Origin of the sequence: Sanguibacter inulinus (genome assembly GCF_013415325.1) — a bacterium.
Classification (GTDB): domain Bacteria; phylum Actinomycetota; class Actinomycetes; order Actinomycetales; family Cellulomonadaceae; genus Sanguibacter; species Sanguibacter inulinus.
Map to the genome: position 1 here is coordinate 1 of NZ_JACBYE010000077.1, position 12,793 is coordinate 12,793.

Sequence of the window (12,793 nt, forward strand, 5' to 3'; positions counted from 1 at the left end):
CCTCAGCCCCGGCCGCCTGCGACGCACCGAGGACGAGGTGCCCAGTCGTGTCGTCGAGGACGACCACGTCCCGACCTGCCCCCAGGGCCGCGCGCACGGCGTCGCCTGCCTCGTCCAGCAGCAACCGTCCGGTGCCGTCAGGGCCAGCACCCGCCGCAGGGTCGCCGGTGGGTGGGGTGTGCTCGGAGATCACTGGCATCCCACCAGTGTCCCTGAGCGGAGCCCCGCGACGAGAGTCGCACCATTCAGGCATTTCGGCTGACGGGACCGCCACGGGGCCCGTCGACGGCCGGAAACTTCACCGATTTCAGCGTTGAGAGGAACCTGGAGCCCTGAAATGGCGTCACGGGGCCGGAAGATTCCCTAGTGTTGTCCACGAAGACCTGCCGCAAGGCTGGCACAGTACGTCTCGTGCCGTGCAGCGACCGCTGCACGGGCAGACTGACGAAGGGATCCGCATGTCGCTCAACCGCACCGACCTCGTCTCGGCGATCGCTGGCAAGTCTGGTCTGACCAAGACCGACGCCGACGCTGCTCTCTCGGCTCTCCAGGAGGTTCTCGTCGAGTCCCTCTCCGCCGGCGAGGCAGTCAAGGTCACCGGCCTGCTCTCCGTCGAGCGCGTCGAGCGTGCCGCTCGCACGGGCCGCAACCCCCGCACCGGCGAGGAGATCTCGATCCCCGCTGGCTTCGGCGTGAAGATCTCGGCTGGCAGCCTCCTCAAGAAGGCCGTCTCCACCAAGTGATCTCCCTGACGGCCAGGCTCTGCCCGGCCGTCAGCACGAGGCCCGGAGCCGAGGACACGTCCTCGGCACCGGGCCTCTGCCGTGCCCGGGTCGACCACGGGTGAGCGGTGTATATCCTGTCTTGTCTGGCTTGCACCATCGAGCACGCCCAGCCCTGACGTCCTCGAGAGGCAGCACCCTGTGATCGTCGTCGGTCTGATGTCCGGAACCTCGCACGACTCGATCGACGCCGCAGCCGCGAGGGTGACGATGGCCGACGCCACCGTGCACCTCGAGCCGCTCGGCACCGTCGAGGTCGCCTACCCGCCCGCGCTGCGGGCCGACCTCGTGGCTGCCCTGCCGCCGTCGCCGACGACCGTCGAGGCGCTCTGCCGCCTCGACACGCAGATCGGCCAGGCCTTCGCCGAGGTTGCCGCGCGCGCGGTCGACGAGCTCTGCGGTGGCAGCGCGGACCTCGTCGTCTCGCACGGCCAGACGCTCTTCCACTGGGTCGAGGGCGGAGCCGTGGCCGGGACCCTCCAGGTCGGTCAGCCCGCGTGGGTCGCCGAGCGCACGGGCACCACCGTCGTCTCCGACCTGCGGGCGCGCGACGTCGCCGCCGGTGGTCAGGGTGCCCCGCTCGTGAGCGCCTTCGACGTGCTGTGGCTGCACGACAGGCCGGGGGTCACGGCCGCCCTCAACCTCGGCGGCATCGCGAACGTCACGGTCGTCGCTGCGGGGCGCGACCCCGTCGCCTTCGACACCGGACCGGCCAACGCCCTCGTGGACGCCGCCGTCGTGCGGCTCACCGGCGGAGCCGAGGCCTTCGACCGCGACGGCGCCCTCGCCGCCGCAGGGACCGTCGACGAAGACCTGCTCGAGCGTCTGCTCGACGAGCCGTACTACGCGCGCCCAGCCCCCAAGACCACGGGCAAGGAGCTGTTCCACCCCGGCTACCTGGACGAGATCTTCGCCGCCGCGGCTGCCACGACCGCCGCCGTCCACGGAGCCGGTGGGGCTGCCGCAGACGGCGCCTCCGCCTCGAGCGCTGCCCAGCCGTCTCCGGGCGCGGACCTTGTCGCGACCCTCACCGAGCTCACAGCCCGGACCGTCGCCGACGCGGTACTCGCGCACGGTGCCACGAGCGTCGTCGCCTCGGGAGGCGGCACGCGCAACCCCGTCCTCATGGCCCGTCTCGCCGCACACCTGCCGGGGGTCGAGGTGCTGACCTCCGACGACCTCGGGATCCCGTCCCAGGCCAAAGAGGCCCTCGCCTTCGCCGTCCTCGGCTTCCTCACCGTGCACGGCGTGCCGGCCTCGGTCGCCTCGTGCACTGGTGCGCGCGGAGCCCGGGTGCTGGGGTCGATCACCCCTGGTGACGTCTGGCCGCCTGCGCAGGCGGCCGTGGCCCCACCCGCGCGCCTCGTCGTGGGCGCCTCTGCGCAGCCAGCTGTACCCGATACCGCCGCGTCACCCGCCGCCGTCTCCACCTCCGTCTCCGTGCCGAGCACTCTCGCCGAGGACCAGCGATGACCGCACCGTCGTCGGGCCGCACGCCGTCGTCCCAGACCCCGTCGCCCCGCCCTGCCTCGTCCCAGAAGCGCCCTCCCGAGAAGTACGTGACAGTCGTCGCGACGATCGCGACCCTCGGCGGGCTGCTCTTCGGCTACGACACCGGCGTGATCTCGGGTGCGCTGCTCTTCATGTCCGACGACCTCGGCCTCACGCCCTTCACCGAGGGCCTGGTGACGAGCTCGCTGCTCGTCGGCGCTGCGCTCGGGGCCCTGCTGGGCGGCCGCCTGGCCGACGCCTACGGACGCCGCCGGACCCTGCTCGGCCTCGCGGTCGTCTTCGCGATCGGGTCGCTCGGGACGGCCCTCGCCCCCGACGTCTCGACGATGGTCGTGTTCCGCGTGGTCCTCGGTCTCGCGGTCGGCGGGGCGTCGTCGACGGTTCCGGTCTACATCGCGGAGATGTCGCCCGCCAGACGCCGCGGGCGTCTCGTGACGCAGAACGACCTGATGATCGTCACCGGGCAGCTGCTCGCCTACGTGTCGAACGCCGGGATCGACGCCGTGTGGGGCGGGCACGGCACGTGGCGCTGGATGCTCGCGATCGCCACGGTCCCGGCCGTGGCTCTGTGGGTCGGCATGCTGCTGGTCCCCGAGAGCCCGCGCTGGTACGCCTCGAAGGGGCGCTTCGGCGAGGCCCTCGACGTGCTGCGGCGGGTCCGTGCCGCCGGCGACGTCGACGCGGAGATGGAGCAGATCCGCGAGACCGCGACAGCCGACACGAGCGCCGGGTCCCTGCGCGACCTCGCCGTGCCGTGGGTGCGCCGCCTCGTGCTGCTCGGGATGCTGCTCGCGGTGATCCAGCAGATCACCGGCGTCAACACGATCATGTACTACGCCCCGACCATCTTGCGGACTACGGGTCTGGGCGACAGCGCGGCCCTCACGGCGACCATCGCGAACGGTGTGGTGTCGGTCCTGGCGACGATCGTCGGCATGATCTTGCTCGGGCGCGCGCGACGGCGGCGGATGCTGCTCGTGGGGCAGGCGGGCATCACCGCCTCGCTCGCCCTCGTCGGGCTGTCCTTCGCGCTGTTCTTCCACGAGGTCGACGGTGCGCTCGTCGGCAACGTGCCGGGTGCGAGCTACGTGGTGCTCTTCTTCATGCTGACCTTCTTGTGCTTCCAGCAGGGGTCGATCTCACCGGTCACCTGGCTCATGCTGTCCGAGATCTTCCCGATGAAGCTGCGGGGCATCGGCCTGGGGCTCGCGGCCTTCGCCAACTGGACCATCAACTTCGGCGTGACGCTGGCCTTCCCCGTCCTGCTGCCGGCGATCGGCGGGACGTGGACCTTCGCGCTCTTCGCCTGCGTCAACCTCGCGATGATCGTCCCCGCCCTGCGCTTCGTGCCCGAGACCAAGGGGAGGACCCTCGAACAGCTCGAGGCCGGCTTCCGCGGTGGGCAGTCGGCCTGAGCCGCTCGGCCGAGCGCCCCGGCGGCTCCTCAGTCCTGGGCTCTCGGAGTCTCTGCGCCCGTTCCCGGTGTGCTGGTCCTGTGCGGACTGCCGTGGCGGTCTTCGGCTCGGGGCTCGCATCTGACAAGATCGACCCGTGAGTCAACCTGAGAATGATTCCCGGACGCACCGGGCTCGGCCCGAGCGCCCCCAGCCGCGCGGCACCCGGAGCCGCCGCAGCGGACGCGACCTCCCACGGACGTCGAAGAACGCCGACGGCGGCACCCACGCCACAGCCGACCGCACCCCCGACCTCCACGTCCACGCGCACGGGCACGGTCCCGCACCGCGCTCCTCGCGGCGCGTCCGGGTGATCCTCGCGTCGTTCTTGATCCCCGCGCTGCTGCTCACCGTGGTCGGCATGGTGCTGCTCTGGCCGCACGGTGCCCCCGAGCGCGGGACGATCGACACGACGGCCGACACGGCCGGCAAGCTCTACGGCGTCGTGACGGGGGAGCCCGAGGGCAACCTCGTCCCCGTGACGCTCGACGGCACCGGCGAGCAGGTCCAGGTGATGTTCCCGCCGGACTACCTCGCCCTCGGTGTCGACGTCGGCTCGACCCTGAAGATCCTGCACATCCCGCAGGCCGCGGCCTCGGGCAGCGAGTACGTGTTCATGGACTACACCCGCGACCTGCCGATCGGGCTGCTCGCCGCCGCCTACCTCGTCGTGGTGATCGCCGTCGCGGGGTGGCGCGGTCTCGCGTCGATCGCCGGGCTGCTCATCTCCTTCGGCGTGGTGGTCTTCTTCACGCTGCCGGCGCTGCTCGTCGGCACCAACCCGGTCGGCGTGGCCCTCGTGACGGCCTCCGTCGTGATGTTCATCGTGCTCTACCTCGCCCACGGCTTCACGGCTCGCACGTCCGCGGCGATGCTCGGCACGATGATCGGGCTCGTCATCACCGCTGCCCTCGCGGGGTGGGCGGTCGAGGCCGCGAACATCTTCGGTCTCTCCGACGAGTACGCCCTCGCGCTGCCCGCCTACGCCCCCGACGTCGACATCCGGGGGATCGCGGTCTGCGGGATCGTCCTGGCCGGGCTCGGCGTGCTCAACGACGTGACCATCACGCAGGCCTCGTCGGTGTGGGAGCTGCGGGCCGCGAGCCCCACCATGAACCGCCGCGAGCTCTTCGTCCGGGGCATGCGGATCGGCCGCGACCACATCGCCTCGACCGTCTACACGATCGCCTTCGCCTACCTCGGCGCGGCCCTGCCCATGCTGCTCATGGTCTCCCTCATCGACATGAGCCTCGGCGAGACCCTGACGTCGGGCGAGATCGCCCACGAGGTGGTCCGCACCCTCGTCGGCTCGATCGGCCTCGTCCTCGCGATCCCCATCACCACGGCCATCGCCGCTCTCGCCGTCGGCAGCCACGCCTCCCTCGGCCCGCTCCCAGGCGCGACACCCGCAGGGGAGGGGCCAGACGACGAAGGACCCGACGATGACCGGTCCAGTGACGGTCCGGTTGGCGGGAGCGCCCATGACGGCAGGGCCAGCGAGAAGGTGCTGGAGAGCAGACGCGTCTCGGCTGTCCCTGCGGACGATCCCTCTCCGTTGCCCGCGACACGTGCGGCCCTCCGTGCCGCTCGGAGCAGCGGCGACGGCTAGCGCACAGCGCTCCTCGCAGAGTCTCACCCGCGTCCGGCGCCTGGTCCGCTCACCCGACCACGAGTAGGTTCGGAGGGTGACTTCGGACGACGATCGGGACGAGGGACCGGCAAGCAGCCGGTCCATGACCTCTGACGCCGTGACCGCCTGGGTCGTCGAGGGAGAGTCCTCGGCCGTCGTCACGAGGTCGTCGGCCCGTCAGTTCGAGCGGGACACCCTGACCGAGATCGTCGACCGCATGGAGGCTCAGCACGGGCCCGTCGACCAGAACGAGGTCGACGAGATTGCCGCGCGGCTTGTCGACAGGTGACCGGCGTGGCAACCGCTCGACGTCATCGTGTCCTCAGCGGTCGCTGAGGACCGGCTCGTGACGCAGCCCTGAGACCTTCTGCACTACGCCCCGGTCGACCCGCCCCTACAGATCGCCCTTGCGCTGCAGGAACCGCATCGCGACCCAGCCGATGGGGATGCGCGCCCAGTACGTGACCACGCGGAACAGCGCGACGGCCGGGGTCGCGATGGACGCCGGGACCCCCGCTGTCGCGGTGAGCCCGGTGATGAGCGCGAACTCGATCGCGCCGAGCCCACCCGGGGTCGGCACGAGCGCTCCGGCGGTGTTGCCGACGAGGTAGACGACAGCGACGTCGACGAGTGCGACGTCCTGCCCGAAGGCGGCGAGCGCCGCGTCGAAGGCCAGCACGTAGCCCATGGTCATGACGATGTTCCCGGCGAAGCCTGCGGCGATGCGCCACGGCTGCCCGAGCATCTCCGACAGGCGGGGCCACACCTGGCGGTACATCGGCTCGAGCTTCGCGACGATCCAGCGCCGCACCCACGGGACGAGGAAGGCAGCCGCGACGACGGCCGCGGCGATCGCGACGGCCGCGAGCATGGTGGTCGACGGGAGGCTGCGGAGCACGCCGCCGTCGCCCGTCGCGACGGAGAGCCCGACGAGCAGCAGCACGGTGACGACGAACTGCGAGACCTGCACGAGCGCGACTGTCGCGAGCGCGAGAGACGTCGAGACGCCGCGCTTGGTGAGCATGCGCAGGTTGAGCGCTGCGGGCCCGAGCCCGGCCGGGGCGGCGAGCGCCACGAAGGACGCCGCCGCCTGCACGGCGGTCGCCCTGAACACCGAGAGCTTGACCGGCGAGAAGGCGACGAAGGTCCCGGCGCTGCCGACCCAGGTGACCACGCCGAGGGCGAAGGCCACGAGGGCCCACCACGGCTGGGCGTCGAGCAGCGCCTCTTTGATCTCCTCGAAGTTGATGGTCGTCAGCACCACGAACACCGCGACGACGGTGAGCACGAGCGTGATGATGGTCCGCGCCCCGAAGCGGACGAGGCTCACGGGCTCGACGTCGGCCTCGGGCAGCCTGTCGACGAAGGCCTGGCGCAGCTCGGTGATGACCTCTTTGTGCTTGCGGAGGTCTTCGCGCGTGCTCGTGGGCAGCGCGACGACCTGCAGCAGCGGACCGAGGGCCTCGATGTCGGACTCCGAGAGCACCTCGGCGGCCGAGGCCATCGCGCGCTCGGCGCCGACCCGCAGCGCGAGCAGGGCGATGAGCTGGGTGAGGTCCATGCGCCGCGCGAGGGTCGAGGACGCGACGTCGCCGGCCTCCCACCCGGTCAACCAGACCTCGGGGTCGCCGTCGTCGGTCGTGCCGAGCAGCAGGACGTCAGCGGTGACCTGGCGGTGCGCGAGCCCGGCGGCGTGCGCGATCTCGAGCTGGCGCCAGGCCTCGCGCAGGACGGGGTCGGTGAGCTTCTCGGTCGGGACGTCGCGCAGCGGCATCGTGCCGACCGGGTGCTCCTGGATGAGCAGCATCGAGTCGTCGGCCTCGGCGAGCCCGAGCAGGCGCGGGGAGCGGACCCCGGCGGCCTGGGCCGCGTAGGCGAGCAGCGCCGCGCGCTCGGCGACCGCGCGCAGCGAGATGGCCGACCGGCCGTCGATGCCCCGGAGCCTCAGCGAGCGCCAGAGGCGGGTGAGGACGCCGATCACCTGGCGGTCGCCGTCGAGCACGACGACGTCGAGGCGCGGGCCGTCGGCCTGGCTCAGGGCGTAGACACGGTTGTCGGAGTACCGGGCGATCGCCAGGGAGGAGGGTGCCGGGTCGAGCTCGGTGCCCTCGGCCGCGGCGCGGGCCGCGATCTCGGCGGCCGAGGCTCGCTCGACGGGGTCGAGGCTCTCGTCGTCGTCGGCCACGTCACGGACCCGCACGAGGGCTGTCGGCTCGAAGCCTGCGCGACGGACCCCGTCGAGCAGGTCGGTGCCGTAGGCGCGCTCGCTGCGGACCCCGGACACGTAGCGGACGAGCATGCCGGAGAGCCGCCCGAGCAGGAGCGCGAAGAGCACGCCGGACAGGGACACCTGGCCGGTGACGAGCACGACGGTCAGCGAGACCCACAGCAGGTTCCACGACAGGCGCACCGTGCGGCGGCGGGTCCGGGGGCCCGACGCCGTGAGCAGACCGCCGACGCCCGCGACAAAACCGGGGATGGTGAGGGTGTACACACCGCGGATCGGCACGGACATGCCGATCTGCAGGTCGTCCGAGCCCCAGGTCGTGATGGCCCAGGTCGCGATCCCGGCGAGCATGAGGCCGGTGACGAGCGCGGCGATGCACTCGACGACCTGGCGTCCTTGCTTGCGGATCGCGATCTCGGTGAGGACCGCGACGGGCACCCCGAGCATGATGAGCGCCTCGAGCAGCGCGACGGGCACGAAGAGCACCCGGGCGAGCACAGAGCCGAAGTTCTGGACGTCGGCCTGGACGCCCTCGGTCGTCGCGTGCGCGTAGACCGCGAGGACCAGCACGAGGACCGCGCCGACGGCGGCGAGCGCCACGCCCACGAGGTCGCGCGGCTGGCGCACACGGGCGAGCGGGGTGTCGACGACGAGGACCGACGCGTAGGCGTCGTCGGTGTCGCTCCCAGACGTCCCGGGGGGCGTCGGGGTGGCGCCGGGCTCGGTAGAGAAGGAGCCGACCTCGTGCACCGTCGGTGGGCGCTGTGACTCGGGTGGCATGACTGCGAGTCTAGGGCTGTGCGCCTGCGCCGCACCGCGAAGGACACCCGCTGAGAGTGGTGGCGTTGCGCACGCACGGGCCAGGTAGGTGCCCAGGGCGTCCCGCCAGGTGGCCAGACCGTCCCGCCGGGTGCCACGTACCTCCTGCCTGGTGGCCCGTCGCCCCGCCCTCGGTGCTGTTGCTGCCGACGCTGCGTGCGGGGAGTCGTCGCGGGTGCCCTTGCCTGAGCGTGGTGGGTCTCGCGGACCTACGATGACGCCAGACGTCGCGCCGCTGGTGGCGCGCAGACGATCCGGCTCCCCAGCCGGCGTCGACGACACGAGCTCACGAGGTGCACCATGGCACGGACCACAGCGACCAAGAGCACCCCGGGGGGTGCGGGCGCGGACGGCGGGACGCAGGGCATCGAGCTGCGCAAGGCACGCGGGCTGTGGATCATGCCGCTGATCCGTGGGCTGCTGCTCGTGCTCCTCGGTCTGCTGCTCATGGTGCAGCCTCTCGGCACCCTCGACCGCCTCATCATGCTCTTCGGCGTGTTCCTGCTGCTCGACGGTGTGGTCACGGCGGTCCAGGGGCTCGTCAACCGCGACCAGATCGGCTGGCGCTGGTGGTTGGTCCAGGGCGCCGTCGACGTCGTCTTCGCCGTGCTGGTCCTCGTGTGGCCCTCGGCCACGGCGCTCGTGCTGTTCTACCTGCTCGTGGTCTGGACCCTCGTGCTGGGTGTCGCGGCGATCGCCGGTGCTGTCGCCCTGGTCCGCAACCGTGACCTCGGCTGGCCGTGGCTGCTGACGATCGGTCTGCTGTCGACGCTCTTCGGCTTCTTGCTCGTCACGCGCTCGCAGGACGCCTCGGCTGCCCTCGAGCTCGTGACCGTGGTGTTCGGCATCTACGCCTTCGTCAGCGGAGCCGTGCACATCGTGTCCGTCTTCGCGATCCGGTCCGTGGCGCAGGAGATCGACCGCGCGCTCACAGGCCGCAGCCTCGTGGTCGACGCGATGGCGGCCCGCCAGGTGGCCGCCCGTGAGGCCGCCGAAGAGCGTGCCGAGGCGAAGGCCGCGGCCTCAGCCGAGAAGAAGGCCGAGAAGCAGGCGGCCAAGGAGCACGGGCGCGATGGTGACCGTGCAGCGCGCGACCGCAAGGTCATCCACCTGCCCGACGGCTCGGAGGAGCAGCACGGTGCTGGGGCTCCCGGGGCTCCCGGGGCTGTCGGCACGGGCGGGACGGCTGGTGCCGCGCGCACCGGCGAGACGTCGGCCGAGGCCCACGACCGTCGGCTCGACGACGAGCGCGCCGCGGCGGGCTTCCCCGACAGCCCCGGGATCGTCGAGGCTCCGCACCCCGTCGTCCTCGACGACCAGGGCTCGGGCCGCATCCCGGCACGGACGGACCGGGACGGCGGCGCGCAGCCGACGACGCCGACCACACCCGCACCCGCTGCCACTGACGACGAGGTCTTCGACGTCGCCGCGACCGAGGACGACCAGCCTCGGACGACCTCGACCTCCGGGACCTCCACGACCGGCACGACCGGTCACGAGAGCCCCGAGGACGAGGCACCGCCCCGCGTCTGACGTGGCGCCGCCCGGCGTCTCGCGAGATGCTGCCCGGCGTCTGACGAGGCACCGCCCCGCGTCTGACGAGGCACCGCCCCGCGCCTGGCCCGGCGTCACCCCGCAACCTGCCCGGCGTCAGCCTGCGTCGGGCACCAGCCCAGCGTCTCGCCCGAGCGTGACCCGCAGCAAGGCCTGGCCCGCGCCGTCACCCAGGACCCTGACGTCACGCAGGACGAAGGTCTCGGGCAGGTGCCCGACGCCGAGGTCCATGGCCCCCACGATCCCGCCGACCGAGAGCTCGGGGCTCACGTGGGTGACGACCTCGTCGACCAGGCCGGCCCTGAGGAACTCGGACGCGAGAGCGGCGCCGCCGTCGAGCAGCACGTGCCGACCGCCGAGGTCGTCGATCGCCCGCAGCGCGAGGTGCGGGTCGCGCGTCGCGAAGTGCAGGGTCCTGCCAGGTGCGTCGAAGACCGGCAGGCCCGGGTCGAGGTCCCGCGTGCCCAGCACGACACGGAGCGGCTGCCGTGCGGACGGCGTCCCGTCGGGGTCGAGGACGGCGAGCGACACGTCGTGCGCGAGGACCGCCCAGGTGCTCACGACGAGGGTGTCGGCGGCCGAGCGGAGGGCGTCGAGGTCGGGGGCGGGCGTGCCGCGGTCGACGACCCAGGTGACGAACGGGCGCCCGGGACGCGCGTCGTCTCCCGGATACGGGGTGCGCGACCGAGCAGCGGCCTGCGCGGCCGGGGTGACCGGTGCGGTCTTGCCGTCCCCGGCGCGCAGCGCGTCAGCCTCGGGGGTCGTGTGGAGGTGCGTGGACGGTGTCTGGGCCCCGGTGTCGGAGGGCTCGGCGCGCATGGTGGTCTCCGGTGTCGTGCGGCGACCGTGCTCAGGCGCACCGCTCGCCCCTGCAGCGTGGTCGACCAGTCTGGTCAGTCTGGCTCTTGATCGACCAGAATGGTCAGTCTATGAGGCACGCCGCAGACGGCGTGGTGACCCGTGGCAGTGATCTGCACCACCGTGCGCGCCCGTCGGCGGGCGCCAGGCGTGGAACGGCTGCGGATGTCCCGGAAGGTCCTGGGTGAGCGCCGCTGCTCCCCGTGCGAGTTCTCCGTCCACCCGTAAAATGAGTCGATGCCACGCAGGACGACGACGGAGACGACCGAGGCGATCCTCGACAACGCCGCGGGGCTCCTCGCGTCGCTCGGGCCACGGGACCTCTCGGTCCAGGCCGTCGCGGACGCGACCTCCCTCGCCAAGTCGTCGATCCTCTACCACTTCGGCTCGCGTCAGGGACTGCTCGACGCCGCCGTCCAGCAGTGCGTCCGCGAGGCCGTCGGTCTGACCGAGGTGACGGGCGACGACCGCGCGCGCCTGCGTGCCCTCGCCGAGCTGTCGCTGGACCGCCCGGGGTGGATCCGCCTCGTGATCGCCGGGGTGACGAACCTGCACGGTACCGAGGTGGCCGCAGGTCTGCGCCCTGCCATCGAGGCGCTCTACGGGCTCTTCGGGGTGGACATCGAGAACCCTCTCGCGGACCCTGACCGCGCGATGCGCGTGACCGGGACGCTCGGTGCGCTGGCGATCTTCGTCATCGACGCCCCACCGCTTCTGCCGCCGGCGGCCAGGCTCCAGGCTGTCGAAGACGTGTGCGCGGGCATCCTCGAGGCGGGTCGAGGCCGTACGGCTGGCGCCGCCGTGGCGGTCAGCTGACGCCGAGGGCCCTGAGCCACCCGTCGGGCAGCAGCGCGTACCCGACGAAGGCCACGATGTCGAGGATCGTGTGGGCCACGACGAGCGGCATCACGCGACGCCGTCCCCACCGTGACTGGTAGAACCACGCGAAGACGATCCCCATGACGACGTTGCCGAAGAACGGCCCGATGCCCTGGTACAGGTGGTAGGAGCCACGGATCAGGGCGCTCGTGACGATGATCTTCACGGTGCCCCAGCGCAGGTCGCCGAGGCGCTCGCTGAGGTAGGCCACGACGATGATCTCCTCGAGCAGGCCGTTCTGCAGGGCTGCGAGCACCAGGACCGGGACCGCCCACCACGTCGAGTCGAGGGCGGCGGCCTGCACCTCGACGGTGATGCCCAGGGCCCTGCCGGCGACGTAGAGCCCGAGCCCCGGGATGCCGATGACCGCGGCGAGCCCGACGCCGTAGCCCACGTCGCGCAGCGGGCTGGTGAGGTCGAGGCCGATGCGCCGCAGCGTGCCCGGGCCGCGGGCGGACAGCAGGAACAGCGCGAGGGCGACGGGGACCAGGTTGAACCCGATCGACAAGACCTGGAAGGTGAGGTCGAGATAGGGGCGGACCGACTGGCTGGCGTTGAGGGTCGCGGACTGGTCGCGCAGCGCCGTGTCGGCGGTGAGCCGGGCGATGATCCGCACGATCGCGTACACCCCGGACTGTCCGAGGCTCAGCCCGAGCAAGATCCAGACCTCGACGCCGATGCGTCGGCGCTCGTGCCGGGTCAGCGGTTCGAGCTGGGCTGTCGCGGAGGCGCTGGTCGGCTCGGTCGGGTCGGGCTGGTCAGTCATGGACCGGTTATAGCACCGCGCGCCGCATGCAGCCTGGGCTGCGGCTCGGGGTGCCGGCGCGGAGCCCTGCGGGAGGTCCCGGGAGGAGCTCCCGGGAGTAGCTTCCGCGGGCACACCCCGGGACGAGGGTCCGGGCGTGGCTCGATCAGCCCCGGTTCTCGCGACGCTTCGACAGGACCATGAGCCCGATCCCCGCGAGCAGCCCGAGCCCACCGCCGACGACGATCCCGGTCCACGGGGTCCCCTCGGAGTCGTCGTCCTCGGCCGCGGGCGTCGTGGGACCGGTGGGGGAGACGCCCGGCTCGGGGGAGG

At 72.2% G+C, this 12,793-nt stretch carries 10 protein-coding genes and 1 pseudogene; 7 read left to right on the forward strand and 4 right to left on the reverse strand.

Annotation, left to right across the window (positions count from 1 at the left end):
- Positions 1-199 (reverse strand): annotated as a pseudogene (locus HZZ10_RS18290) (hypothetical protein); the annotation flags it as partial.
- Positions 200-458: 259 nt separating this feature from the next.
- Here HZZ10_RS18290 and HZZ10_RS18295 point away from each other — a divergent pair.
- The 5 genes from HZZ10_RS18295 to HZZ10_RS18315 all read left to right on the forward strand — a co-directional run bounded on the left by HZZ10_RS18295 (position 459) and on the right by HZZ10_RS18315 (position 5,667).
- Positions 459-743 carry an HU family DNA-binding protein gene (locus HZZ10_RS18295; RefSeq protein WP_012868583.1) on the forward strand — a complete coding sequence of 95 codons (285 nt, stop codon included), beginning with the start codon at positions 459-461 and terminating at the stop codon, positions 741-743.
- Between the two features lie 198 nt (positions 744-941).
- Positions 942-2,255, forward strand: a complete 1,314-nt coding sequence (locus HZZ10_RS18300; protein WP_218928947.1) for an anhydro-N-acetylmuramic acid kinase — start codon at positions 942-944, stop codon at positions 2,253-2,255.
- On the forward strand, positions 2,252-3,709 hold the full coding sequence (locus HZZ10_RS18305) for a sugar porter family MFS transporter (RefSeq protein WP_218928948.1): 1,458 nt from the start codon (positions 2,252-2,254) through the stop codon (positions 3,707-3,709). The genes HZZ10_RS18300 and HZZ10_RS18305 overlap by 4 nt, the downstream gene beginning before the upstream one ends.
- Positions 3,710-3,845: 136 nt before the next feature.
- On the forward strand, positions 3,846-5,357 hold the full coding sequence (locus tag HZZ10_RS18310) for a YibE/F family protein (RefSeq protein ID WP_308507620.1): 1,512 nt from the start codon (positions 3,846-3,848) through the stop codon (positions 5,355-5,357).
- A 124-nt stretch (positions 5,358-5,481) separates the two neighbouring features.
- Positions 5,482-5,667 (forward strand): CopG family transcriptional regulator, encoded by a 186-nt coding sequence (locus tag HZZ10_RS18315; RefSeq protein WP_179914609.1) that lies wholly within the window; start codon positions 5,482-5,484, stop codon positions 5,665-5,667.
- 105 nt (positions 5,668-5,772) lie between these two features.
- Here the strand turns inward: HZZ10_RS18315 and HZZ10_RS18320 are convergent, their stop codons facing one another.
- Entirely contained in the window at positions 5,773-8,385 is a 2,613-nt protein-coding gene (locus HZZ10_RS18320) for a lysylphosphatidylglycerol synthase transmembrane domain-containing protein (protein ID WP_179914610.1), read from the reverse strand.
- Positions 8,386-8,724: 339 nt separating this feature from the next.
- On the opposite strand from HZZ10_RS18320, the gene HZZ10_RS18325 reads away from it, so the two are divergent.
- Positions 8,725-9,957: an HdeD family acid-resistance protein gene (locus HZZ10_RS18325; protein WP_179914611.1), complete on the forward strand. Its 1,233-nt coding sequence runs from the start codon at positions 8,725-8,727 to the stop codon at positions 9,955-9,957.
- A gap of 117 nt (positions 9,958-10,074) precedes the next feature.
- Here HZZ10_RS18325 and HZZ10_RS18330 read toward each other — a convergent pair whose 3' ends face one another.
- The gene (locus HZZ10_RS18330) at positions 10,075-10,797 is read right to left on the reverse strand and encodes a RibD family protein (RefSeq protein ID WP_179914612.1); all 723 of its coding nucleotides are present in this window, start codon (positions 10,795-10,797) and stop codon (positions 10,075-10,077) included.
- 276 nt (positions 10,798-11,073) lie between these two features.
- On the opposite strand from HZZ10_RS18330, the gene HZZ10_RS18335 reads away from it, so the two are divergent.
- Entirely contained in the window at positions 11,074-11,652 is a 579-nt protein-coding gene (locus HZZ10_RS18335; RefSeq protein ID WP_179914613.1) for a TetR/AcrR family transcriptional regulator, read from the forward strand.
- Here the strand turns inward: HZZ10_RS18335 and HZZ10_RS18340 are convergent.
- Entirely contained in the window at positions 11,645-12,481 is an 837-nt protein-coding gene (locus tag HZZ10_RS18340; RefSeq protein WP_179914614.1) for a CPBP family intramembrane glutamic endopeptidase, read from the reverse strand. The genes HZZ10_RS18335 and HZZ10_RS18340 overlap by 8 nt on opposite strands.
- Positions 12,482-12,793 lie beyond the last annotated feature (312 nt).